Origin of the sequence: Streptomyces sp. NPDC050743 (assembly GCF_044456925.1) — a bacterium.
In the GTDB taxonomy this organism is placed as follows: domain Bacteria; phylum Actinomycetota; class Actinomycetes; order Streptomycetales; family Streptomycetaceae; genus Streptomyces.
The window spans coordinates 43,200-67,416 of the sequence record NZ_JBITGJ010000003.1 but is presented as its reverse complement, the minus strand read 5'-3'; the positions used below and the strand labels follow the sequence as shown (position 1 = coordinate 67,416).

The window sequence follows — 24,217 nt, the reverse complement described above, 5'->3', positions numbered from 1 at the left end:
CGGCCCGCCCCCCTCTGTCCAGCCCATCCGGGGGCGCTCACCCCCACCCCTTGTCACACCCCACCGGTACCGTCGGATCATGGCTCAACAGGCGGGGACCCAGACGGGCGAACGGCGGCTCGCGACGCTGGAAGGCGTGCTCGAACGCATCACGTACGCCAACGAGGAGAACGGCTACACGGTCGCCCGGGTCGACACGGGAAGAGGCGGCGGTGACCTCCTCACGGTGGTCGGTGCGCTGCTCGGCGCCCAGGTCGGGGAGTCGCTGCGCATGGAGGGCCGCTGGGGCTCGCACCCCCAGTACGGCAAGCAGTTCCACGTGGAGAACTACACGACCGTCCTGCCCGCCACCGTCCAGGGCATCCGGCGTTACCTCGGGTCCGGCCTCGTCAAGGGCATCGGGCCCGTCTTCGCCGACCGGATCACCCAGCACTTCGGGCTCGACACCCTCCGGATCATCGAGGAGGAGCCCAAGCGGCTCATCGAGGTGCCCGGTCTCGGTCCGAAGCGGACGAAGAAGATCGCCGACGCCTGGGAGGAGCAGAAGGCGATCAAGGAGGTCATGCTCTTCCTCCAGACCGTCGAGGTGTCCACGTCCATCGCCGTGCGGATCTACAAGAAGTACGGCGACGCGTCGATCTCCGTCGTCAAGAACCACCCATACCGCCTCGCCGCCGACGTCTGGGGCATCGGCTTCCTCACCGCCGACAAGATCGCCCAGTCCGTCGGCATCCCGCACGACAGCCCGGAGCGGGTGAAGGCCGGGCTGCAGTACGCCCTGTCCCAGTCCGCCGACCAGGGGCACTGTTTCCTGCCGGAGGAGCGGCTGATCTCCGACGCGGTGAAGCTGCTCGCCGTCGACACCGGGCTTGTCATCGAGTGCCTCGCCGAGCTGGCCGAACCCACGGAGGACGGCGGCGACCCGGGTGTCGTACGGGAGAAGGTCCCCGGTCCGGACGGCGGCGACGGCTCCGAACCCGTCACGGCCGTCTACCTGGTCCCCTTCCACCGGGCCGAGCTCTCCCTCTCCGCCCAGCTCCTCCGCCTCCTGCGCACGGACCAGGACCGCATGCCCGGCTTCCAGAGCGTCGACTGGGGCAGGGCCCTCGACTGGCTGAAAGGCCGTACCGGCGCCGACCTCGCCCCGGAGCAGGAAGCCGCCGTGAAGCTGGCGCTCACCGAGAAGGTCGCCGTCCTCACCGGCGGTCCCGGCTGCGGCAAGTCCTTCACCGTCCGCTCGATCGTGGAACTGGCCCGGGCCAAGCGCGCCAAGGTGCTGCTCGCGGCCCCCACAGGGCGTGCCGCCAAGCGACTGTCCGAGCTGACCGGTGCCGAGGCCTCCACCGTCCACCGGCTGCTGGAGCTGAAGCCGGGCGGCGATGCCGCCTACGACCGGGACCGGCCGCTCGACGCGGACCTCGTGGTCGTCGACGAGGCCTCCATGCTGGACCTCCTGCTCGCCAACAAGCTGGTCAAGGCCGTGCCACCCGGTGCACACCTGCTCTTCGTCGGGGACGTGGACCAGCTGCCCAGCGTCGGCGCCGGCGAAGTCCTGCGCGACCTGCTCGCCGACGGCAGCCCCCTTCCCGCCGTCCGGCTCACCCGGGTCTTCCGCCAGGCCCAGCAGTCCGGTGTCGTCACCAACGCGCACCGGATCAACGCCGGGCAGCATCCGCTCACCGACGGGATGAAGGACTTCTTCCTCTTCGTGGAGGACGACACGGAGGAGGCCGGCCGGCTCACCGTGGATGTGGCCGCCCGCCGGATTCCGGCCAAGTTCGGGCTCGACCCGCGCCGGGACGTCCAGGTTCTGGCCCCCATGCACCGGGGCCCGGCCGGTGCCGGCGTGCTGAACGGCCTGCTCCAGCAGGCCGTCACCCCCGGCCGGCCCGATCTGCCCGAGAAGCGGTTCGGCGGTCGGGTCTTCCGCGTCGGCGACAAGGTCACCCAGATTCGCAACAATTACGAGAAAGGGAAGAGCGGTGTCTTCAACGGCACCGTGGGTGTCGTCACCTCGCTCGATCCGGTCGACCAGCGGCTCACGGTGCTGACGGACGAGGACGAGGAGGTTCCGTACGAATTCGATGAACTGGATGAACTGGCACACGCGTACGCGGTCACCATCCATCGTTCGCAGGGAAGTGAATATCCCGCGGTGGTGATCCCCGTCACCACGGGGGCATGGATGATGCTCCAGCGGAACCTGCTGTACACGGCGGTGACACGGGCGAAACGACTGGTCGTCCTCGTCGGTTCACGCAAGGCGATCGGACAGGCGGTGCGCACGGTGTCGGCGGGCCGGCGCTGTACGGCACTGGACTTCAGACTTCGCGGCTGCTGACCGCCCCTGACCAGGGGCGCCGGACCGCATCACCAAAAATGATCGATCAAACGAGTCGTGAAGGTCACAGAGCACTTCCAGATGCCGTTCGGAGGGGGCAGGATGAACAGGTTGGCGGCACTGAGTGCCGCCAATAGGCCCAATGGTCGACCCCGAGTGCACTCTCCTGAGCCAAATGGGGGATGGTAGAGACAGTCAGGGCACCTCGAAGATGAGGCACTACGTCGGTGAGGGAAGACGTGAGCGACAACTCTGTAGTACTGCGGTACGGCGACGGCGAGTACACCTACCCGGTGGTCGACAGCACCGTCGGCGACAAGGGCTTCGACATCGGGAAGCTCCGCGCCCAGACCGGTCTGGTGACTCTGGACAGCGGATACGGCAACACGGCCGCCTATAAATCCGCCGTCACCTACCTCGACGGCGAGGCGGGCATCCTCCGCTACCGCGGTTACCCCATCGAGCAGCTGGCCGAGCGCTCCACCTTCCTCGAGGTGGCGTACCTGCTGATCAACGGCGAGCTGCCCACCGTCGACGAGCTCTCGACGTTCAAGAACGACATCACGCGGCACACCCTGCTGCACGAGGACGTCAAGAACTTCTACAAGGGCTTCCCGCGCGACGCCCACCCGATGGCCATGCTGTCCTCGGTCGTGTCGGCGCTGTCCACGTTCTACCAGGACAGCCACAACCCGTTCGACGAGAAGCAGCGCGACCTCTCCACGATCCGGCTGCTCGCGAAGCTGCCGACGATCGCGGCGTACGCGTACAAGAAGTCGATCGGCCACCCGTTCGTCTACCCGCGCAACGACCTCGGCTACGTCGAGAACTTCCTGCGGATGACCTTCTCGGTCCCGGCGCAGGAGTTCGAGCTGGACCCGGTCGTCGTCGCCGCGCTGGACAAGCTGCTGATCCTGCACGCCGACCACGAGCAGAACTGCTCGACCTCGACGGTCCGCCTGGTCGGTTCCTCGCAGGCCAACATGTTCGCGTCGATCTCGGCCGGCATCAGCGCGCTGTGGGGCCCGCTGCACGGCGGTGCCAACCAGTCCGTGCTGGAGATGCTCGAGGGCATCCGCGACTCCGGATCCGACGTCGACACCTTCATCCGCAAGGTGAAGAACAAGGAGGACGGCGTCCGTCTGATGGGCTTCGGCCACCGGGTCTACAAGAACTTCGACCCGCGCGCCAAGATCATCAAGGCCGCCGCGCACGACGTGCTCTCCGCGCTGGGTAAGGAGGACGAGCTCCTCGACATCGCCCTGAAGCTGGAGGAGCACGCGCTGTCCGACGACTACTTCGTCGAGCGCAAGCTGTACCCGAACGTCGACTTCTACACCGGTCTGATCTACCGGGCCATGGGCTTCCCGACCGAGATGTTCACGGTCCTGTTCGCCCTCGGCCGCCTGCCGGGCTGGATCGCCCAGTGGACCGAGATGATCAAGGAGCCGGGCTCCCGCATCGGCCGCCCGCGCCAGATCTACACGGGCGTCGTCGAGCGCGACTTCGTGCCGGTCGAGGAGCGCTGAGCGCACTGAGTGACAGGGCCTGCCCGGGCGGCGGGCCCTGAATCAGCGCCGACAAGCGAAGAGAAAAAGCGGAAGGCGCCCTGAGACGCCGGTCCCCCCACGGGCCGACGACCAGGGCGCCTTCCCATGTCCCGGTGCGGATTCCCCCCACGGGATCCGGCCGGGCGCTCGGAGAGGACAGCGCCTGAATCGCTGTCTTCGAGCAGAACGAGCAAAGCTCGTCCTGCTCCAGTGACGCGCTGCGATCTGCCGGGACAACGCACGCTGGGAGGGCCGCTCAAAGCTTCCCGGCGCGCGTGCCCCGGCAACGCATCTCTGAGGAAGTCCCCCAAGACATCCCCAGATGCCAGTCAGCGCCCCCCAAGACGCTGTGCTGACATCGCCAACTTAGACCTTCGAACCCCTTCGATGGTTACGTTCGCGTCACTGTGATCTGCGTCTCTTGCATATGTCCCTTAGGTGCGCAAGAGCCCCGATACGACGATCGGAGCCCAAGCGTAAGGAAGATGCGCGAGCCTTGTGAAGAGCTTATGTGAGGCTCGCGCCGGACTCTAGGGGGTCTCTTACTTCGGTCGCCCCGAACCGCCGGTAACCCCAAGGGACTTCACCGGAAGCGGCGCAGCCGCAGGCTGTTGGTCACGACGAAGACGGAGGAGAAGGCCATCGCCGCACCGGCGATCATCGGGTTGAGCAGCCCGGCCGCGGCCAGCGGCAGCGCGGCCACGTTGTAGCCGAAGGCCCACACCAGGTTGCCCTTGATGGTGGCCAGCGTCCGCCGGGACAGCCGGATGGCGTCGGCCGCGACCCGCAGATCGCCGCGGACGAGGGTCAGGTCGCCGGCCTCGATCGCCGCGTCCGTGCCGGTGCCCATGGCGAGGCCCAGGTCGGCGGTGGCCAGCGCGGCCGCGTCGTTCACGCCGTCGCCGACCATCGCCACGGCCCGCCCTTCGCGCCGCAGCCGTCGTACGACGTCCACCTTGTCCTCGGGGAGCACCTCGGCGAACACGTCCCCGGGGTCGATGCCCACGCTTTCGGCGACCGCCTCGGCGACCGTGCGGTTGTCCCCGGTGAGCAGCACCGGCCGCAGGCCCAGCGCGCGCAGCTCGCGTACCGCATCGGCGCTGGTCTCCTTGATCGCGTCGGCGACGGCGAGGACCCCGCGGGCCCGCCCGTCCCAGCCGGCCACGACGGCCGTACGGCCCTCCTGCTCGGCCTGGTGTGCCGCGCGGGCCAGCTCCGGGGGCAGCTCGTCGTACAGGCGTCCCACGGCCACCTCGCGGCCGTCCACGCGCCCGCGTACGCCCCGTCCGGGGACGTTGTCGAAGTGCTCGACCGGGGGCAGTGCTCCGGCGCGTTCCTCCGCGCCGGCGGCGATCGCGCGGGCGACGGGGTGCTCGGAGGCGTGCTCCAGGGCGCCGACGAGCCGCAGCAGCTCCTTCTCGTCCTCGCCGTCGGCGACGTACACCGCCTGGAGGGTCATCCGGCCGGTGGTGACGGTGCCGGTCTTGTCGAGGACGACCGTGTCGACGCGGCGGGTGGACTCCAGTACCTCGGGGCCCTTGATGAGGATGCCGAGCTGGGCGCCGCGCCCGGTGCCGACCATCAGCGCGGTCGGCGTGGCGAGGCCCAGCGCGCAGGGGCAGGCGATGATCAGCACGGCGACGGCGGCGGTGAACGCCGCGACCGTGTCCCCGGTGACGCCCAGCCAGGCGCCGAAGGTGCCGGCCGCGATGAGGATGACGACGGGCACGAACACCGCGGAGACGCGATCGGCGAGCCGCTGCACTTCGGCCTTTCCGTTCTGCGCGTCCTCCACCAGCTTCGCCATGCGGGCGAGCTGGGTGCCGGCGCCGACCCCGGTCGCCTCGACGACGAGCCGCCCGCCCGCGTTGACCGTCGCGCCGGTGACCCGGTCGCCGGGGCCGACGTCCACCGGCACCGACTCGCCGGTCAGCATGGACGCGTCGACGGCGCAGAAGCCCTCGACCACCGTGCCGTCGGTGGCGATCTTCTCGCCGGGCCGTACGACGAACCGGTCGCCGACGGCCAGGTCCGCCACCGGAACCCGCACCTCACGGCCGTCCCGCAGTACGGCGACGTCCTTGGCGCCCAGCTCCATCAGCGCCCGCAGCGCCGCGCCGGCGCGGCGCTTGGAGCGTGCCTCCAGATAGCGGCCGAGCAGGATCAGCGCGACGACTCCGGCGGCGACCTCCAGGTAGATGGTGGAGGCGCCGTCCATCCGGGAGATGGTGAGGCGGAACTCGTCGTGCATGCCGGGCATGCCCGCGTCACCGAAGAACAGGGCCCACAGCGACCAGCCGAATGCGGCCAGCGTGCCGACCGAGACCAGGGTGTCCATGGTGGCGGCGCCGTGCCGGAGGTTGGTCCAGGCGGCCCGGTGGAAGGGCCATCCGCCCCAGACGACGACCGGCGCGGCGAGCGTCAGGGAGAGCCACTGCCAGTTGTCGAACTGCAGCGCCGGGACCATCGCGAGCAGCACCACGGGCGCGGCGAGCAGCGCGGAGACGAGCAGGCGGTGCCGCAGGGCACCGAGTTCGGGGTCCTGCGCGGAGGGCTCCGGGGCCGCCCTCCCGGGTTCGGGCTCGGGCGGTGCGGGCTCCTCGGCGGTGTAGCCGGTCTTCTCCACGGTGGCGACGAGGTCGGCGACCTCGACGCCCGCGCCGTATGTGACCTTCGCCTTCTCGGTGGCGAAGTTGACGGTGGCGCTGACGCCTTCCATCCGGTTGAGCTTCCTCTCCACCCGGGCGGCGCAGGAGGCGCAGGTCATCCCGCCGATGAGCAGCTCCACATCGGAGGTCTCACCAGCGGTTATGGCTGTCTCTGCGGTGGTGCTGGTCATGTCCGGACTCCAGACATCGGACCGGACCGCGCGGATCCAGTATCAGCTGGTCGGCACGGCCCGGTCGGGGAACAGGGGTGGAGGGACGCTCAGGCCCTGCCGGCCAGCTCGAAGCCGGCCTCGTCCACGGCGGCGCGCACGGCCTCGTCGTCCAGCGAGGCCTCGGAGACCACGGTCACCTCGCCGGTGGACGCGACGGCCTTCACCGAGCTGACGCCCGGGAGCTGCGAGATCTCGCCGGAGACGCTGCCCTCGCAGTGGCCACAGCTCATGCCGGTCACCTTGTAGACGGCGGTGACGGAGCCCGGGGTGTCGGTTTGGGCGGTCATGTCGTTACTCCTCGTCGAGGCGTGTGGGGCCGGTGGGGCCCGCGAGGGAACCCCACGCTCTTCCACACTATACCCCTAGGGGGTACTCACCAAGAGGGGTCCCGGCGTGCCAGCGACCGCACCCAGCCAAACCCGGCCAGGGCCACCAGTGTCAGCCCGCCCACCGAGAACAGCGTGAACAGGTGCTGCTGCCCGGCGCTCGGCCGGACGAGGTACCCCGGTTCGAACAGCTGTGTCTCCGGTCCGATGCCGGTCAGCCGGGCGACCACCCAGAGTGCGATGCCGTGCGTGGAGTCCCACAGCGCGTGCAGCAGGGACACGGCCAGGCAGGTGCCCAGAACCGGCGCGGAGATGCGGAAGTGCCCGTTCAGGCGGCGCCGGGACAGCAGTACGCCGCCCGCGATCGCGGTCCACAGTCCGTGCCCGAAGGGCGCGAGCAGCCCGCGCGGGATCTCCGTCTCCAGCAGGGCGCGCAGATCGACGCCCTCGGTGGAGACGGCGGCGTTGAAGGCGTACCCGGCGCTCTCCAGGGCGGCGAAGCCGAAGCCGACGGCCGCGCCGAGCACCAGCCCGGCGCGCAGCCCGCGGACGGCCGGCTGCCGGCGCAGCGCGAACACCAGCGCCCCGAGCTTGGCGGCCTCCTCGACCAGGCCGGCCTCGACGAACATCCCCAGGGAGGGGCGCTGCAGATACGACTGTGTCAGCGAGGCGCCGAGCACGCCGAGGGCCCCGCCGGCCAGGAAACAGCCGAGGATTGCGCTGACGCCCAGGTCACGGCCGTGCCGCTCGTACGCCCACAGCACGAAGGCGACCGGTACGAGAAAGCTGCCGAGCAGGATCAGCGTCGGCAGCAGCATGCTGAGCCGCGTCTCGTACGTGAGGCATGCCATCAGCCCCCACAGGGCGAGCCCCCCGCCCAGGCAGCGCCGCCACAGGCCCGCGGCGATGCGAGGGTACGGCGGTGGCGGCTGTTGGGGGCCGGGAATGCGGGCCTTGGGCGTGCCGGGAGGCGGGGAGTGGCTCACGGGGGTCCCCTCGGACAGCGGCTGGGCGATTTATCCGCACTCTAGGCAGATGCGCCGGGGGCCGCAGTCCGGGTGGACTCGTGGGAGCACGGGGACCGCCGACGCCCGGGCGCCCCGGATCAGCCGCGGCCGAGCCGGTCGCCCACCAGCGGATGCAGGTAGCGGACCAGGACGTCCTTGATCTCCTGGACGTAGGCCGCGCGCTCGGGGCCCTCGTGGGCGAGGACCAGTTCCAGGCCGGACTTGTAGACGCCGAGGCAGACGTGCGCCGTGCGGGTGACGTCGGCCGGGGTGGCACCGGGCATGAGGGAGGCGAGCAGGTCCTCGATCCGGCCGATCAGCGTGGTGTGCAGCTGGTCGTGCGTCTCGGCCATCCGGCCGGGGATGTCGGGGCCGTGCATCAGCGCGAAGAAGACCGGGTGCTCGGTGTTGAAGGCCATGAACCGGTCGATGGCCGAGCCGATGGCCTCCTCCAGCGGGGTGGCGGGGTCCACGGGGGCCAGCGCCTCGCCGTAGGTCTCCCGCATCTCGTGGACGAGCCGGTCGCCCAGCTCGATCGCGATCGCCTCCTTGTTCGGGAAGAACTGGTAGAGCGTGCCCGGCGAGACGCCCGCCTCCCGGGCGATGGCGTTGGTGCTGGCGGCGGTGTAGCCGGTGGTGCAGAAGACCCGCGCGGCGGCTTCGAGCAGTTGGGCGATACGGCGCTCCCCGCGGGCCTGCCGGCGACGCGGCTGCTCCTTCTGTGTCTGCGGGTTGTCGGGCACGCGTTATCCCCAGCTCTCCGAACGTGATTGACAAACGCGAGTGGTCGCTCGCATTCTGGGGAAACGCGAGCGATCTCTCGTGTTTGCCAGTCTATGGCAATGACCGACTCATGCTGCCTGCCTGCACAGACATGGGTCACGGTGAAGGGGACACCGCAAGATGACCGAAGTCAACACGCCGCCGCGGACGGAGGGGGCGCCCGAGGGTGCACCGGAAGGGGCCCCCGAGCGGACGCCGCGCCGACCCGGCCGCCACACCCGCCTCGTCACCGCCCGGCCACGTCTGTCGCTTCTGGTGGCCCTGGTGCTCACCGCCCTCGCCGTGCTGGCGGGCAGCGGCGTGGCGGACCGGCTCGGCAGCGGCGGCTGGGAGGACCCGGCCGCCGAGTCGACGTACGCCACCAAGGCCCTGGAGCGCGAGTTTCCCGACTCCCAGCCGAACCTGCTGCTCCTGGTCGACTCTGGCCGCGCCTCGGTCGACGATCCGCAGGTCGCCGCCGAGGCCCGCGACCTGGCCGGCCGGCTCGCGGGGGAGAAGGGTGTGACCGGCGTCGGCTCCTACTGGCAGAGCGGATCACCGGCCCTGCGCGCCGAGGACGGCCACGAGGCGCTGATCGCCGCCCGCATCACCGGCGACGACAGCGCGATGGGCAGGACGCTCGACCGCATCGCCCCGCACTTCAGGGGCACGCACGGCCCGGTCCAGGTGAAGCTCGGCGGAATCGTCGCGGTCCGGCACGAGATGCAGACGATCATCAAGGAGGACCTGGCCCGCGCCGAGATGATCGCCCTGCCGATCACGCTGGTGCTGCTGGTGATGGTCTTCGGCAGCGCGATCGCCGCCCTGCTGCCGCTCGGCATCGGCATCGTCGCCATCGTCGGCACCAACGCCGTCCTGCGCGGTCTGACGGCCTTCACCGACGTCTCCGTCTTCGCGCTCAACCTCACCACGGCCCTCGGTCTCGGCCTGGCCATCGACTACGCCCTGTTCATCGTCCGCCGCTTCCGCGAGGAACTGTCCACGGGCGCTACCCCGTCGACGGCGGTCGGCACGACCCTGCGCACCGCTGGCCGCACGGTCCTGTTCTCCGCCCTCACGGTGGCGGTGTCCCTGGCCGCCATGATGGTCTTCCCGCAGTACTTCCTGCGGTCCTTCGCCTACGCGGGCATCGCCGTGGTCCTGCTCGCCGCGGCCGCCGCCCTGATCCTGCTCCCCGCCGCACTGGTCCTGCTCGGCCACCGGGTCAACTCCCTGGACCTGCGGCGTCTGTTCCGACGACGCCGCGACCCGAAGCGTGCCGAGGCGGCCACCGGAACGACCGGAACGACCGGGACCACCTGGGCCCGAGCCGCCGGCCTGGTGATGCGCAGGGCTCCGCTCTTCGCGCTGGGCACCACCGTCCTCCTGGTCACCCTCGGACTGCCCTTCCTCGGCGTGAAGTTCGGCACCGCCGACGACCGCCAGCTGCCCTCGACCGCCGAGTCCCATGTGGTGCAGGAGCACATCCGTGAGGGCTTCCCGGGCAGCCCCGGCGGCGGTCTGGAAGTCCTCGCCGAGGGCAGGGCCACCGCCGCCCAGTACGCCTCCTACAAGCAGCAGGTGGCCGCCCTGCCCGAGGTGGCCCGCGTCGACGGCCCGCTGGTCGAGGGCGATGCCGCCTACTTCACCGTGCAGCCCAAGGGCGAGGCCGTCGACGACCCGGCCCAGCGCCTGGTCGGCGACATACGCGCACTGCACACGCCGTTCGACACCAAGGTGACCGGCACGGCCGCCGTCCTCGTCGACACCAAGCACGCGATAGCCCAGCGCCTGCCCTGGGCCGCCGCGTTCATCGCCGTCGTCACGCTCCTCCTGGTCTTCCTGCTCACCGGAAGCGTGCTGATACCCGTGCAGGCCGTGGTGCTCAACGCCCTCAGCCTGACCGCGATGTTCGGTGCCGTGGTCTGGGTCTTCCAGGACGGCCACCTCTCCGGCGCGCTCGGCTTCACCAGCTCCGGCTCCATCGAGACCACCCTGCCCGTGCTGATGTTCTGCGTGGCCTTCGGGCTCTCCATGGACTACGGCGTGTTCCTGCTCTCCCGCATCAAGGAGGAGTACGACCGCACGGGCGACCACGACGCGGCGGTGCGGCACGGACTCCAGCGCACCGGCGGACTGATCACCGCGGCGGCGGTCATCCTGGCGGTGGTGATGGTCGCCATCGGCACCTCGCGGGTGACCAACACCAAGATGCTCGGCCTGGGTATCGCGCTCGCGGTGCTGGTGGACGCGATGGTGGTCCGGAGCCTGCTGGTACCGGCGATCATGCGCCTGACGGGCAGGGCCACATGGTGGGCGCCGGCGCCCTTGCGCCGCCTCCACGAACGGTTCGGTCTGAGCGAGGGCGAGCACCCAGCGCCCCCGAAGGGGCGCGACCAGCCGCAGACGGCCCGCGGCCGTCGAACGGCAGCTCCCGCCGAGCGCTAGCGTTCGGCAGGAAACAGTGGCGTGGACGCGGCGAAGGTGAGGCAAGGATGCGCGCGGTGGTGTTCGAGCGGTACGGCGAGCCGGCCGAGGTGCGGAACGTCCCCGATCCGCAACCCGCGGAGCACGGAGTCGTCGTACGGGTCGAGGCGACCGGCCTGTGCCGCAGCGACTGGCACGGCTGGATGGGGCACGACCCCGACATCACGCTGCCGCACGTGCCCGGGCACGAACTCGCCGGTGTGGTCGAGGCGGTGGGCTCCCGGGTGACCGGGTGGCGGCCCGGCGACCGGGTCACCGTGCCGTTCGTCTGCGCCTGCGGCACCTGCCCGTCCTGCGCGGCGGGCGACCAGCAGGTGTGCGAGCGCCAGACCCAGCCCGGCTTCCACCACTGGGGCTCCTTCGCCGAGTACGTCGCCCTCGACCACGCCGAGGTCAACCTGGTCGCGATCCCGGACGACATGGCGTACGCCACCGCCGCCTCCCTCGGCTGCCGTTTCGCCACCGCCTTCCGCGCGGTGGTGCAGCAGGGCCGGGTGGCGGCGGGGGAGTGGGTCGCGGTGCACGGCTGCGGCGGGGTGGGCCTGTCGGCGGTGATGATCGCGGCGGCGTCGGGGGCGCGTGTGATCGCCGTCGACGTGTCGCCCGGGGCCCTCGACCTCGCGCGGAAGTTCGGTGCCGCGCAGTGCCTGGACGCCACCGGCACGCCGGACACGGCCGCCGCCGTCCGCGAGCTCACCGACGGCGGCGCCCATCTCTCCCTGGACGCCCTGGGCTCGCCCGCCACCTGCGCCGCTTCCGTGAACGGGCTGCGCCGCCGTGGCCGGCACGTCCAGGTGGGGCTGCTGCCCTCGGCCGATGGCACCACCCCCGTCCCGCTGGCCCGTGCCATCGCCCTGGAGCTCGAACTCCTCGGCAGCCACGGCATGGCCGCCCACACCTACCCCGAGATGCTCCGTCTGGTCCGCTCCGGCGCCCTGCGCCCCGACCTCCTGGTGACGTCCGCCATCCCCCTCGCCGCCGCACCGGCGGCCCTCGCGGCGATGGGCTCGGCGCCGGGGGCCGGGGTGACGGTCATCGAGCCGTGGGGCTGAGGGCGTCGGAGCCGAGGGCGGCCCACTCCCGGTCCAGGATCGACATGATCACCTCGTCGGCCCACTCGCCGTCGCGCCGCTGTACTTCCCGCCGCACGCCCTCGACCACGAATCCGGCCTTCTCGTAAACCCGCCGGGCCCGCGCGTTGTGGCCGTAGACCTCCAACTGGATGCGGTGCAGCCCGAGTTGCCCGAAGCCGTAGCCGACGATCAGCCGGGTCGCCTCGGTGCCGATCCCGCGACCGCGGCCCCGGGGGCCGATGAGCGTGCGGAAGGTGCAGCTTGCGGCGGCCGGGTCGTACTCGTGCAGGACGACCTCGCCCAGGAGTTCGCCGGTCTCGGGGTCCGTGACGGCCAGGTCGAGACGGTCGGGCGCGGTGGCCCGGGATCCGTACCAGGACCGCACCCGCTCCAGGGTGAGTTCGGTGGACGGCTCGTAGGTGAAGCGGCGGACCTCGGGGTCGGCGATGATCTCCCACATGACGTCGGCGTCGGCCTCGGTGAAGGGCCGCAGGACCGTCTTCCGGCCGGCCAGGGTGGGTTTGACGGAGAGGCTCATGGGGTGACTGTGCCCCACGCGGAGGTGAGGCACAGCCGAATTACGGAGGCGGTCACTTACGGCTGCGGTTGCCCGGCCGGGAGGCGACCCAGGCGCGGACGGTGTCGGCGTACCAGTAGGGCTTGCCGCTCTCCACGTGGTCGGGCGGGGGCAGCAGCCCGTGCTTGCGATAGGACCGTACGGTGTCCGGCTGCACGTTGATGTGCGCCGCGATCTCCTTGTAGGACCAGAGCCTTCGGTCGGTCATGAGTTGCACCTCCCTGCGCGCGCCGCAGCGGCGGCCGGGACGGCCGTCGGGGGAGCCGGGCGCTGCGCTGGCGATCACCAAGCCTGCGACCGGTGAACGACGCACAGTGAGCAGGGGACAGCGCCTGTCGAAACGGTGTGACCCAGAACCCGCGTACACGGGACATGTGTGACACAGAGGGGGTGTTTGTGACACAGCTGCCGCAAAGGCGTACGCCGGGGCCTCGGCGGGGCGGGTTGATCGCGCGCCGGTTCGGGGCGACGAACCGGGTGGTCCAGGGTCGTACTGCTCCGTGCCGAACAGGCCGAACGCGGCCCAGGGTTGCAGCAGCACCTCGATCCCGGAGATCCGTCCCCCGTGCTCGCCCAGGGCCGGGACGGTGGTCAGCCCGTTGACCACGGACACCAGCGACACCGGGGGCCGGCCGGCACGGGAGATGCGCACCGGCTGCTCGAACCCCAGCAGCAAGGTGGCCGCCCCGATCGGCGCCTCCAGCCGGCGGCGCGGCCGGTCGAGGTGCACCCGGACACCGCGATAGCTGATGACGCCGGGCCGCAACGCCGGGTGGGGCCAGGCAGGCACGGTCTCCCAGGACACGCCGCCCATGCTATGAGCGGCGACCGCAACCCCCTAGCCGGCAGGCGCCCCTACACCCCACAGGACCGAAGAAACGCCCGGGTCCGCCGAGCGATCGGCAACGGCGCGTCCGGCGGACACGGATACATGTCCTGCTCGACGATCGCGAACAGATCCACCCCCAGCCGCTGCGCCGCCGCCAGCACAGGCCCCAACTCCGGCACCCCGCCGGGCGGTTCGCACATCACACCCCGTGCCACCGCCGGCCCGAACGGAGTCCCCTCGGCCCGTACGTCCGCCAGGATCTGCGGGTCCACCTGCTTGAGGTGCAGGTACCCGATCCGCTCCCCGTACGTCTCGATCAGCCGCACGCTGTCCCCGCCGCAGTAGGCGTAGTGCCCGGTGTCCAGGCACAGCGACACCAGGTCGGAGTCCGTGCCGTCGAGGAAACGGCTGACGTTCTCCTCGCTGTCGATGTGGGTGTCGGCATGCGGATGGACGACGATCGTCAGCCCGTACCGCTCGCGCACCTCACGCCCCAGCCGCTCCGTCAGCGAGGTCAGGTTCCGCCACTGCTCGGCGGTCAGCGTGTCCGGCTCCAGCACCTCGCCCGTCTTGTCGTCCCGCCAGAAGGACGGGATGACGACGAGATGCCGGGCGCCCATCGCCTGGGTCAGCGCCGCGATGTCCGACACGTGCGCCCATGTCTTGTCCCACACGGACTCACCGTGGTGCAGGCCCGTGAAGACCGTGCCGGCCGACACCTTCAGGCCGCGCCGCGCGGTCTCCTCCGCGAGCACCGCGGGATCGCTGGGGAGGTAGCCGTAGGGGCCGAGCTCGATCCACTCGTAGCCGGAGTCGGCCACCTCGTCGAGGAAGCGCTGCCACGGCACCTGGCGCGGATCGTCGGGGAACCACACGCCCCAGGAGTCGGGCGCCGATCCGATCCGGATACGGGACAGTGAGGAGGAGGGTGACAGCGGCGTCATGGGCGTCAGCCTGCGGGTGTCCGAAAAGCGGTGTCAAGAGCTCGTCCGAATGTCTGGACAAAACATTGACAGGGTTCGCCGTACGGGACTAGAAAACCGGGGAGAGTCATGACGAAGGGAAGCCGATGGCCTACGACCTGATCACCATGGGGCGGATCGGAGTGGACCTCTACCCGCTGCAGACCGGCGTCCCGCTCGCCCAGGTGTCGTCCTTCGGCAAGTTCCTCGGCGGGTCGGCGACGAACGTCGCGGTCGCCGCGGCCCGGCTCGGCCGGCACACCGCCGTGATCACCCGCACGGGCGACGACCCGTTCGGTGTCTATCTGCACGAGGCGCTGCGCGGCTTCGGCGTCGACGACCGCTGGGTCACCCCGGTCCAGGGGCTGCCGACCCCGGTCACCTTCTGCGAGGTCTTCCCGCCGGACGACTTCCCGCTGTACTTCTACCGGCAGCCCAAGGCGCCCGACCTGGAGATCGACGCCCATGAGCTCGATCTCGACGCGATCCGCGCCGCCCGTATCTTCTGGATGACCGGCACCGGCCTGAGCGAGGAGCCCAGCCGTACGGCGACCCTCGCGGCCCTCGCCCACCGGGCCAAGGCGGGCACCACGGTCTTCGATCTGGACTGGCGGCCCATGTTCTGGAAGGACCCGGACGCGGCCCGCCCCTTCTACGCCGAGGCCCTGCGCCACACCACGGTCGCCGTCGGCAACCTGGACGAGGTGGAGGTCGCCACCGGCGTACGCGAACCGCACGCGGCCGCCCGCGCGCTGCTCGACGCCGGCGTCGAGATCGCCGTCGTCAAACAGGGGCCCAAGGGTGTCCTCGCGGTCAGCTCTTCGGGCGAGTCCGCCGAGGTGCCGCCCCTGCCCGTCACCGTCCTCAACGGTCTCGGCGCCGGAGACGCCTTCGGCGGCTCCCTCTGTCACGGCCTGCTCGAAGGCTGGGACCTGGAGACGGTCATGCGGCACGCCAACGCGGCCGGCGCCATCGTCGCCTCCCGCCTGGAGTGCTCCTCCGCGATGCCCACCCCCGACGAGGTGGCCGCCGCGCTCGACGCCGGAGCGGTGCTGTGAGGGCGGGCCGGGTCGCGGGCACGCACACCGAGGGCGGGGACGCCGGCCGGCGCCCCCGTGTCGACGTGGCCGAACTCGTCCGCGTCCGCACCCACCACCCCGAGGCGATCGCCGAGGCCGCCACCCGCCGCGCCCGCAGGCCGCTCCTCAACGAGAACGGCAAGCTGATGATCGTCGCCGCCGACCACCCCGCCCGGGGCGCCCTCGGCGTCGGCGACCGCAGGCTCGCCATGGCCAACCGCGCCGACCTGTTGGAACGGCTGTGCCTGGCGCTGTCCCGGCCCGGCGTCGACGGCGTCCTCGCCACCGCCGACATCCTGGACGACCTGCTCCTGCTCGGCGCCCTCGACCACAAGGTGGTCATGGGCTCCATGAACCGGGGCGGACTGCAAGGCGCCAGCTTCGAACTGGACGACCGCTTCACCGGCCACCGCCCCGAGGACCTCCAGCGGCTCGGCTTCGACGCGGGCAAACTGCTGCTGCGCATCGACTACGACGACCCCGGCTCCCTGACCACTCTGGAGTCCACCGCCCGCGCCATCGACGACATGGCCGCGCGCCGGCTGCCGGTGTTCGTCGAGCCGTTCATCAGCCGCCGCACCCCCGAGGGCAAGGTGCGCAACGACCTGTCCGCCGAGGCGGTCACCCGGTCCATCGCCATCGCCTCCGGCCTCGGCGGCTCCTCCGCCTACACCTGGCTGAAGGTGCCCGTCACCGACAACCCCGACGACATGGCCCGGGTCATGGAGACCTCCACCCTGCCGGCCGTGCTGCTCGGCGGTGACATCGGCGACTCGCCCGAGGACCAGGTCGCCGCCTACGAGAAGTGGCGCGGCGCGCTCCAACTCCCCACCGTGCGCGGCCTGGTGGTCGGCCGCTCGCTGCTGTACCCGGCGGACGGCGATGTGGCCGCCGCCGTGGACACCGCCGTAGGACTGCTGTGAGGGCCGCATGACCAGCACCGATCTGCATCTGCCCAGGGGCGCCACCGCGAACGCCCAGTACGCCGTCGACATCGACCCCAAGTTGGCCGGCTGGACACACAGCAGCCTGCGCGTGGTCGAGCTGGCGCCCGGCGGCAGCCATACGTTCACCACCGGGGACAGCGAGTGGATCGTGCTTCCGCTGGAAGGCGGATGTACCGTGCGAATCGCGGAGAACGAGTTCCAACTCTCGGGCCGGGAAAGCGTGTTCGCGGACGTCTCCGACTTCGCGTACGTTCCCCGGGACGCCCGGGTCCAGATCGCCTCCGGCGCGGGAGGCCGCTTCGCCCTGGCAGGAGCGAAGTGCGAGCGACTACTCCCCGCCCGCTACGGCCCCGCGCCGGAGGTCCCCGTCGAGGAGCGCGGCAGCGGCACCTGCGCCCGCCGGGTGCGCAACTTCGCCTCAGCCGACTCCTTCGACTGCGACAAGCTGATCGCCGTCGAGGTGATCACCCCGGGCGGCAACTGGTCGTCGTACCCGCCGCACAAGCACGACCAGCACCGGCCGGGCGAGGAGTCCGAGCTGGAGGAGATCTACTACTTCGAGATCGACGGCCTGAACGGGCTCGGCTACCAGCGCGTGTTCCCCTCGCGGGAGGGCGGCTCGGACGTCCTCGCCGAGGTCCGCTCCGGCGACGCCGTCCTCGTCCCCGACGGCTGGCACGGCCCGTCCATCGCCCAGCCCGGGCACGACATGTACTACCTGAACGTCATGGCGGGACCGGGCGAGACCCGGGAGTGGCGGATCTGCTTCCACCCGGACCACGTAGAGAGCACAGGGGGGTACCGATGACCATCCGACTGACCGTCGCGCAGGCGCTGGTCCGTTTCCTCGCCGCCCAGTACACCGAACGCGACGGCGCACGGCAGCGGCTGATCGGCGCCACCTGGGGCATCTTCGGGCACGGCAATGTCGCCGGGCTCGGCCAGGCGCTGATCGAGTACGCCGACGTCATGCCGTACCACCAGGGCCGCAACGAGCAGTCCATGGTGCACGCCGCCGTCGGCTACGCCCGCCAGTCGAATCGCCTGTCCACGCACGCGGTGACGACCTCGATCGGCCCCGGTGCCACCAACCTGGTCACCGGCGCCGCCCTCGCGACCATCAACCACCTTCCGGTCCTGCTCCTGCCCGGTGACGTCTTCGCCACCCGCCCCGCCGACCCGGTCCTGCAGCAGCTGGAGGTGCCGTACGCCGGCGATGTGTCGGTCAACGACACCCTGCGCCCGGTGTCGAAGTACTTCGACCGCATCACCCGCCCGGAAGCCCTGATCCCGAGCGCCCTGCAGGCCATGCGGGTCCTCACCGACCCGGTGGAGACCGGCGCGGTCACCCTCGCGCTGCCGCAGGACGTGCAGGCGGAGGCCTTCGACTGGCCGGAGGAGTTCTTCTCGACGCGGGTGTGGACGGTACGACGGCCGGGCGCGGACCCCACCGAGCTGGCCGAGGCGGTCCGGGCGATCCGGGAGGCCCGCAGGCCGCTGGTCGTCGCGGGCGGCGGAGTCCACCACAGCCGCGCCGAGCTGGCGCTCGCCGAGTTCGCGGCGGCCACCCGCATCCCGGTCGCCTCCACCCAGGCCGGCAAGGGCTCCCTGCGCTACGACCACCCGCAGGACGTCGGCGGGGTCGGCCACACCGGCACCGCGACCGCCGACGAGCTGGCCCGCACCGCCGACCTGGTGATCGGCGTCGGCACCCGGTACACCGACTTCACCACCGCCTCCGGCACCCTCTTCGAGAACCCGGACGTCCGCTTCCTCAACCTCAACATCGCGCCGTACGACGGCCACAAGCTGTCCGGGATCCCGCTGGTCGCCGACGCCCGCAGCGGACTGGGCGAGCTGACCGAGGCGCTGGTGATGCACGGGCACAAGGTGGCGGAGTCGTACGTCACCGAGTACACCGAGGACAAGGAGCGCTGGGAGCAGCGCGTCGACGCCTGCTTCGAGGCCGAGGAGATCGACGTGCGGCCCACCCAGCCGCAGGTCATCGGCGCGCTGGACGCCCTGGTGGACGAGTCGGACGTCATCATCAACGCGGCCGGTTCACTCCCCGGCGACCTGCACAAGCTGTGGCGGGCGCGGTCGGTGGACCAGTACCACCTCGAGTACGGCTACTCCTGCATGGGCTACGAGATCCCGGCGGCGCTCGGCGTGAAGCTGGCCGCGCCGGAGCGGAACGTGTGGGCGCTGGTCGGCGACGGCACGTATCTCATGATGCCGACGGAGATCGTGACGGCGGTGCAGGAGGGCGTCGCGATCAAGATCCTGCTGGTGCAGAACCACGGGTACGCGTCCATCGGCGGGCTCTCGGAGTCGGTGGGCGGCGAGCGGTTCGGCACCGCCTACCGGTTCCAGGCCGGGGACGGGACGTTCACGGGCGCCCCGCTGCCGGTCGACCTCGCCGCCAACGCGGCCAGCCTGGGCATGCGGGTGCTGCGCGCGAAGACCGTACGCGACCTGCGCGAGGCGCTCGCCGAGGCTCGCGCCGCCGACACTCCCACATGTGTCTACGTGGAGACCGAAACGTCCGACACTGTGTCGGGCGCGCCTCCGGCGCAGGCCTGGTGGGATGTTCCTGTGGCCGAGACCGCGACCCGACCGTCCGCGGTCAAGGCACGAGAGCTGTACGAACGGCACGTCTCGACCCGACGCCGCCATCTGTAATAAGGAGTCTCTGGGCATGACGAAGATCGTCAACCACTGGATCGGCGGGAAGACCGTCGAAGGCGCGTCGGGCACGTACGGGCCGGTCACCGACCCGGCGACCGGCGCGGTCACCACCAAGGTCGCGTTCGCGTCGGTGGAGGAGGTGGACTCGGCCGTCGCGGCGGCCAAGGACGCCTTCACCACCTGGAGCCAGTCCTCCCTGGCCCAGCGCACGACCATCCTCTTCCGGTTCCGTGCGCTGCTCGACGCCCACCGCGACGAGATCGCCGAGCTGATCACCGCCGAGCACGGCAAGGTGCACTCCGACGCGCTCGGCGAGGTCGCGCGCGGCCTGGAGATCGTCGACCTCGCGTGCGGCATCAACGTGCAGCTGAAGGGCGAGCTGTCCACGCAGGTCGCCAGCCGCGTCGACGTGGCCGCGATCCGCCAGCCGCTCGGTGTCGTCGCCGGCATCACGCCGTTCAACTTCCCGGCGATGGTCCCGATGTGGATGTTCCCGATCGCCATCGCGTGCGGCAACACGTTCGTGCTGAAGCCGTCCGAGAAGGACCCGTCGGCCTCCGTCAAGATCGCCGAGCTGCTGGCCGAGGCCGGTCTGCCGGACGGCGTCTTCAACGTCGTCCACGGCGACAAGGTGGCCGTCGACCGCCTGCTGGAGCACCCGGACGTCAAGGCCGTCTCCTTCGTCGGCTCCACCCCGATCGCCCGCTACATCCACACCACGGCCTCCGCCCACGGCAAGCGGGTGCAGGCCCTGGGCGGTGCCAAGAACCACATGCTGGTGCTGCCGGACGCCGACCTGGACGCGGCCGCCGACGCGGCGGTCTCGGCGGCCTATGGCTCCGCCGGCGAGCGCTGCATGGCCATCTCGGCGGTCGTCGCCGTGGGCTCGATCGGCGACACGCTGGTGGAGAAGATCCGCGAGCGCGCCGAGAAGATCAAGATCGGTCCCGGCAACGACCCGGCCTCCGAGATGGGCCCGCTGATCACCGCCGCGCACCGCGACAAGGTGGCGTCCTACGTCTCCGGCGCCGCGGCCGAGGGCGCCGAGGTGGTGCTCGACGGCACCGGCTACACCGTCGAGGGCTTCGAGGACGGCCACTGGATCGGCATCTCGCTGCTGGACAAGGTGCCGACCAGCGCCAAGGCCTACCAGGACGAGATCTTCGGCCCGGTGCTGTGCGTGCTGCGCGTCGACACCTACGACGAGGGCGTGGCGCTCATCAACGCCTCGCCGTTCGGCAACGGCACCGCGATCTTCACCCGGGACGGCGGCGCGGCCCGCCGCTTCCAGCTGGAGATCGAGGCGGGCATGGTCGGCGTGAACGTGCCGATCCCGGTGCCGGTGGGCTACCACTCCTTCGGCGGCTGGAAGGACTCGCTCTTCGGCGACCACCACATCTACGGCAACGACGGCACGCACTTCTACACCCGCGGCAAGGTCGTCACCACCCGCTGGCCCGACCCGGCCGACGCCCCGGCGGGCGTGGACCTGGGCTTCCCGCGCAACCACTGAGAGCCCTGTGCACGACCGGTGCCCCGTCCTCCGCGTGGAGAGGGCGGGGCACCGGTGTGTTCAGCTCCACTGCCGCCGTTTCACCAGCTCGGTGACGTCTCCGGTCTGCGCGGCGGGCGGCGCCTCGACCGTGGCCGTCGCGCCGAAGCCGTCGAGATCCATGGTCAGCGTCAGCAGGCCGATCTCCTCCCGGAGCCGGACGGGCAGGCCGTCGGCGCCGATCCAGACGTCGGCGGTCATGTCGGCCGCGCCGGCGGTCACCGAGCCCATCGGGGTGTCCGGGTTCCCGTAGACGTCCGCGAACCGGCGGCTCCAGTGCGCCCGGCCGACCACGGCCCGGTAGTGGGTCGTACGGTGTCCGTCCACCGTGGGAGTGCCCAGGGTGTCGACCTTGTCGGCGTGCCGCAGGCTCATCAGGGTCGCGCTCGGGCTGCTGCCGGTGCCGGCGGCGGCCTTGGCACCCTTCGCGCCGTACAGGGCCGAGGAGTCGACCTTCATCCACTGCTTGCCCTTGAGCGGGCCGGAGCGCTGCGGGTCGATGTCGTAGTAGTAGACGCCGTGCACGAGCAGACAGCGGATCCGCGGGGCGTGCCGCACCTTCTGCATGTTCGTCTGCCGGGTGTCCATCTCGACGTCGTAGGCATAGCCGTGGCCCCAGGAGTACGTGCCCTCCATGGCGACCGGCGTCCCGCCCATCCCGTAGTCGACCGACATCCGCACGTGGGCGGAGCCCAGGGCGTCGGTGCGGTCGCCCGCCCGGGCCAGCGCCGCCGTCGCCGCCCGGTCGGCCTGCTGGGCCCCGCATCCGGCGGCGCCCACCAGCACCGCCGCCGTGAGCACCGCCCGCACCACCCCTGTGTCCCGCATCCCCATGGTCCAGGCATCCTAGCGACGCACTGGCATGTACGCGCCCGGCTGCCGAGTCCGGATACCGGACGGGTTGACATTTTTTTGACACCTTCGCTGCGGTTCCCGTTTACGCCGGACGAAACGGATGACGAAGGGATTTCACGCTATTCACCTGCGAAAGCAAGGTCACATTCGCCAAGGGCTTGATGGATACCTCTATAGGGCCTCGCGGCCTGGGAATGTGATGTGGCGTAAGGCCTTCCGCAAGTGCGGATTCCGAAGGTAAACGGCCATTGACGTGGTGGTTTTCGTCGGGGTTCCCTAAGCGGGCCGGGAGCGGACCAGACGACCGTACGACGATCCGCCGGAGGCGATAGCGCTCCCGTCCCCACCCTCAGCCGCTCAAGTCGATCGGAACCGCCGCATGACCGACACGCTCCCGCAGTCCGTGGCCGACACCGCGCCCGCCCACTCACCGGGCCTGAAGCGGTCCATCGGTGTCGTCGGCGGCACCCTGCTGACGCTGTCCTGCGTCACGCCCGCCTCCACGCTCTTCGTGATCGTGCCGGACCTGTTCTCCAGCCTGGGCACGGCGACGGCGCTGTGCATCGCCATCGGCGCGCTCCTGTGTATCCCCGTGGCCTTCTGCTACTCGGAGCTCGGCACCCTCGTGCCCAGCGCGGGCGGCGAGTACGCCATCGTCTCCACCCTCGCCGGACGGCTCGCCGGCTGGCTGGCCTTCGTGATGTCGCTGCTCGTCGTGATGATCGTCCCTCCGGTCATCGCCATGGGCACCGCCGACTACCTCGCCCCGATCGTCCACCTCGACCCGTCCATGACGGGCGCCGGCGTGATGCTCGCGGCCACCCTCGCCGGTCTGCTGGACCTGCGCGCCAACGCCTGGATCACCGGCATCTTCCTGGTCCTGGAGGTCGTCGCCGCCGGGCTCGTCGCCCTCCTCGGCTTCACCCACTCCCACCGCGGTGCGGGCAGCCTCGTGAGCTCGCTGCAGGTGGCCGGCGAGCACAGCCACGTCAACGCGGTCACGGCCATGATGGTCCTCTCCGGGCTGGCCATCGCCCTCTTCGCCACCCAGGGCTTCTCCACCGCCATCTACCTCTCCGAGGAGCTGGAGAACCCGCGCCGCAGCGTCGCCCGTACCGTCCTCGCCACCCTCGCCATCTCCAGCGTCGTCATCCTGGTGCCGGTCGTGGCGATCACCCTCGGCGCCGGCGACCTGAAGACCCTGACCGGCGGCGACATCTCCAGCATGGTCATCGCCTGGAGCAACTCGGCCGTCGGCACCTTCGTCAGCCTGTGCGTCGCCCTCGCGATCATCAACGCGGGCATCGTCATGGTCATCCAGAACTCCCGCGTCCTGTTCGCCTCCGCCCGCGACAAGGCCTGGCCCTCCCCGGTCAACAACGCCCTCGCCAAGCTCGGCCGGTTCGGCTCCCCCTGGGTCGCCACCCTCGTCGTCGGCGTCCCCGGTGCCTTCCTCTGCTTCGTCAACCTGGACACCCTCTACGGCGTCACCGGCGTCGCCGTCACCGGCCTGTACCTGCTGGTCGCGATCGCCGCGCTGCTCGCCCGGCGCGGCGCCCACGGCGGCAGAAAGGCGTGGCGGATGCCGCTGTGGCCGGCGATGCCCGTCCTGCTGATCGCCGTCCTCGTCTACATCCTGGTCGAGCAGGACCCGTCGTACCTGTGGTGGACCGGCGGCATCACCGCCGTCGCCACCCTCTACTGGGCCTTCTACCTCCGCCCGCGCCGCGAGACCCGCTGGGTGGTGTCCCTCCCGGAGGACGTCCGGCTCACCGAGGAGCAGGCCGCGCCGCTCGCCGAGGGCGCCCAGGCCTGACGCTCAGGCGAAGGCCCACGTCAGCACCGTGCACGTCCCGTCGTCCTTGCCACCCGCACTGCGATAGGCGGCGAGGGCGACGTCGTTTCCGGCGTCCACCCCGACCCACATGCCGTAGCAGCCCCGCTCCCGGGCCAGCACGGCCAGCCGCTCCACCAGCGCCCGCCCGATGCCCCGGCGCCGGTACGGCTCGGCGACCGCCAGCTCGTACAGGAACATCTCGGTGCCCTTGTCGGGGTGGACCGTCTCGACCCCGCTGACGAAGCCGACCGGCCCGCCGTCGGCGTACGCCAGCAGCAGATGGTGCCCGGCGGTGGTGAGGAAACGCTCCGCCCACTCCGGACGCGCCGGGTCGTCGAACAGATGCCCGGCGGCGACGACCTCGGCGACGCTGGTGGCCCTGCGGATCTCCATGGCCCTTCGTACCACGGCTGGTGTACGCCGGGCAGGCCCCGTACTCCCTCGGGAGGGGCGGGGTTTCAGCC

At 71.0% G+C, this 24,217-nt stretch carries 19 protein-coding genes; 10 read left to right on the top strand and 9 right to left on the bottom strand.

Annotation, left to right across the window (positions count from 1 at the left end; genetic code table 11):
* Positions 1-79 precede the first annotated feature (79 nt).
* Positions 80-2,341: an ATP-dependent RecD-like DNA helicase gene (locus ACIBJF_RS04500; RefSeq protein WP_399172192.1), complete on the top strand. Its 2,262-nt coding sequence runs from the start codon at positions 80-82 to the stop codon at positions 2,339-2,341.
* Between the two features lie 239 nt (positions 2,342-2,580).
* Positions 2,581-3,870: a citrate synthase gene (locus tag ACIBJF_RS04495; protein WP_399172191.1), complete on the top strand. Its 1,290-nt coding sequence runs from the start codon at positions 2,581-2,583 to the stop codon at positions 3,868-3,870.
* Positions 3,871-4,474: 604 nt separating this feature from the next.
* On the opposite strand, the gene ACIBJF_RS04490 is transcribed toward ACIBJF_RS04495, so the two are convergent.
* From ACIBJF_RS04490 to ACIBJF_RS04475, 4 genes are all read right to left on the bottom strand, one after another.
* Positions 4,475-6,730 (bottom strand): heavy metal translocating P-type ATPase, encoded by a 2,256-nt coding sequence (locus tag ACIBJF_RS04490; protein WP_399172190.1) that lies wholly within the window; start codon positions 6,728-6,730, stop codon positions 4,475-4,477.
* An 89-nt stretch (positions 6,731-6,819) separates the two neighbouring features.
* The gene (locus tag ACIBJF_RS04485; RefSeq protein WP_399172189.1) at positions 6,820-7,059 is read right to left on the bottom strand and encodes a heavy-metal-associated domain-containing protein; all 240 of its coding nucleotides are present in this window, start codon (positions 7,057-7,059) and stop codon (positions 6,820-6,822) included.
* Positions 7,060-7,145: 86 nt separating this feature from the next.
* Positions 7,146-8,084: a PrsW family intramembrane metalloprotease gene (locus ACIBJF_RS04480; RefSeq protein WP_399172188.1), complete on the bottom strand. Its 939-nt coding sequence runs from the start codon at positions 8,082-8,084 to the stop codon at positions 7,146-7,148.
* A 119-nt stretch (positions 8,085-8,203) separates the two neighbouring features.
* Positions 8,204-8,848 (bottom strand): TetR family transcriptional regulator, encoded by a 645-nt coding sequence (locus ACIBJF_RS04475; RefSeq protein WP_351808474.1) that lies wholly within the window; start codon positions 8,846-8,848, stop codon positions 8,204-8,206.
* A 160-nt stretch (positions 8,849-9,008) separates the two neighbouring features.
* On the opposite strand from ACIBJF_RS04475, the gene ACIBJF_RS04470 reads away from it, so the two are divergent.
* Positions 9,009-11,315: an MMPL family transporter gene (locus ACIBJF_RS04470; RefSeq protein ID WP_399172187.1), complete on the top strand. Its 2,307-nt coding sequence runs from the start codon at positions 9,009-9,011 to the stop codon at positions 11,313-11,315.
* Between the two features lie 47 nt (positions 11,316-11,362).
* Positions 11,363-12,406 (top strand): zinc-dependent alcohol dehydrogenase family protein, encoded by a 1,044-nt coding sequence (locus ACIBJF_RS04465; RefSeq protein WP_399172186.1) that lies wholly within the window; start codon positions 11,363-11,365, stop codon positions 12,404-12,406.
* On the opposite strand, the gene ACIBJF_RS04460 is transcribed toward ACIBJF_RS04465, so the two are convergent.
* From ACIBJF_RS04460 to ACIBJF_RS04450, 3 genes are read right to left on the bottom strand one after another with little or no spacing between them, the layout of a single operon-like run.
* Positions 12,387-12,965 (bottom strand): GNAT family N-acetyltransferase, encoded by a 579-nt coding sequence (locus ACIBJF_RS04460; protein ID WP_399172185.1) that lies wholly within the window; start codon positions 12,963-12,965, stop codon positions 12,387-12,389. The genes ACIBJF_RS04465 and ACIBJF_RS04460 overlap by 20 nt on opposite strands.
* Positions 12,966-13,017: 52 nt before the next feature.
* Positions 13,018-13,818: a helix-turn-helix transcriptional regulator gene (locus tag ACIBJF_RS04455; protein ID WP_399172184.1), complete on the bottom strand. Its 801-nt coding sequence runs from the start codon at positions 13,816-13,818 to the stop codon at positions 13,018-13,020.
* Positions 13,819-13,859: 41 nt separating this feature from the next.
* The gene (locus tag ACIBJF_RS04450; RefSeq protein WP_399172183.1) at positions 13,860-14,777 is read right to left on the bottom strand and encodes a sugar phosphate isomerase/epimerase family protein; all 918 of its coding nucleotides are present in this window, start codon (positions 14,775-14,777) and stop codon (positions 13,860-13,862) included.
* Between the two features lie 125 nt (positions 14,778-14,902).
* Between ACIBJF_RS04450 and iolC the strand changes: the two genes are divergently transcribed.
* The 5 genes from iolC to mmsA are packed head-to-tail and all read left to right on the top strand — an operon-like array spanning position 14,903 to position 21,022.
* Positions 14,903-15,853, top strand: a complete 951-nt coding sequence (gene iolC, locus ACIBJF_RS04445; RefSeq protein ID WP_399172182.1) for a 5-dehydro-2-deoxygluconokinase — start codon at positions 14,903-14,905, stop codon at positions 15,851-15,853.
* Positions 15,850-16,797 (top strand): deoxyribose-phosphate aldolase, encoded by a 948-nt coding sequence (locus tag ACIBJF_RS04440; protein WP_399172181.1) that lies wholly within the window; start codon positions 15,850-15,852, stop codon positions 16,795-16,797. Before iolC ends, ACIBJF_RS04440 begins: the two co-directional genes overlap by 4 nt.
* Before the next feature lie 7 nt (positions 16,798-16,804).
* On the top strand, positions 16,805-17,629 hold the full coding sequence (iolB, locus tag ACIBJF_RS04435) for a 5-deoxy-glucuronate isomerase (protein ID WP_399172180.1): 825 nt from the start codon (positions 16,805-16,807) through the stop codon (positions 17,627-17,629).
* Complete coding sequence (iolD, locus tag ACIBJF_RS04430; RefSeq protein WP_399172179.1) at positions 17,626-19,503, top strand: 3D-(3,5/4)-trihydroxycyclohexane-1,2-dione acylhydrolase (decyclizing); 1,878 nt, start codon at positions 17,626-17,628, stop codon at positions 19,501-19,503. Before iolB ends, iolD begins: the two co-directional genes overlap by 4 nt.
* 16 nt (positions 19,504-19,519) lie before the next feature.
* Positions 19,520-21,022, top strand: coding sequence for a CoA-acylating methylmalonate-semialdehyde dehydrogenase (gene mmsA / locus ACIBJF_RS04425; protein WP_399172178.1), 1,503 nt, complete (start codon positions 19,520-19,522; stop codon positions 21,020-21,022).
* Between the two features lie 60 nt (positions 21,023-21,082).
* On the opposite strand, the gene ACIBJF_RS04420 is transcribed toward mmsA, so the two are convergent.
* Positions 21,083-21,895: a hypothetical protein gene (locus tag ACIBJF_RS04420; RefSeq protein ID WP_399172177.1), complete on the bottom strand. Its 813-nt coding sequence runs from the start codon at positions 21,893-21,895 to the stop codon at positions 21,083-21,085.
* A 400-nt stretch (positions 21,896-22,295) separates the two neighbouring features.
* Between ACIBJF_RS04420 and ACIBJF_RS04415 the strand changes: the two genes are divergently transcribed.
* The gene (locus ACIBJF_RS04415) at positions 22,296-23,732 is read left to right on the top strand and encodes an APC family permease (protein WP_399172176.1); all 1,437 of its coding nucleotides are present in this window, start codon (positions 22,296-22,298) and stop codon (positions 23,730-23,732) included.
* A gap of 3 nt (positions 23,733-23,735) precedes the next feature.
* On the opposite strand, the gene ACIBJF_RS04410 is transcribed toward ACIBJF_RS04415, so the two are convergent.
* Positions 23,736-24,146, bottom strand: coding sequence for a GNAT family N-acetyltransferase (locus ACIBJF_RS04410; protein WP_399172174.1), 411 nt, complete (start codon positions 24,144-24,146; stop codon positions 23,736-23,738).
* Positions 24,147-24,217: the final 71 nt, after the last annotated feature.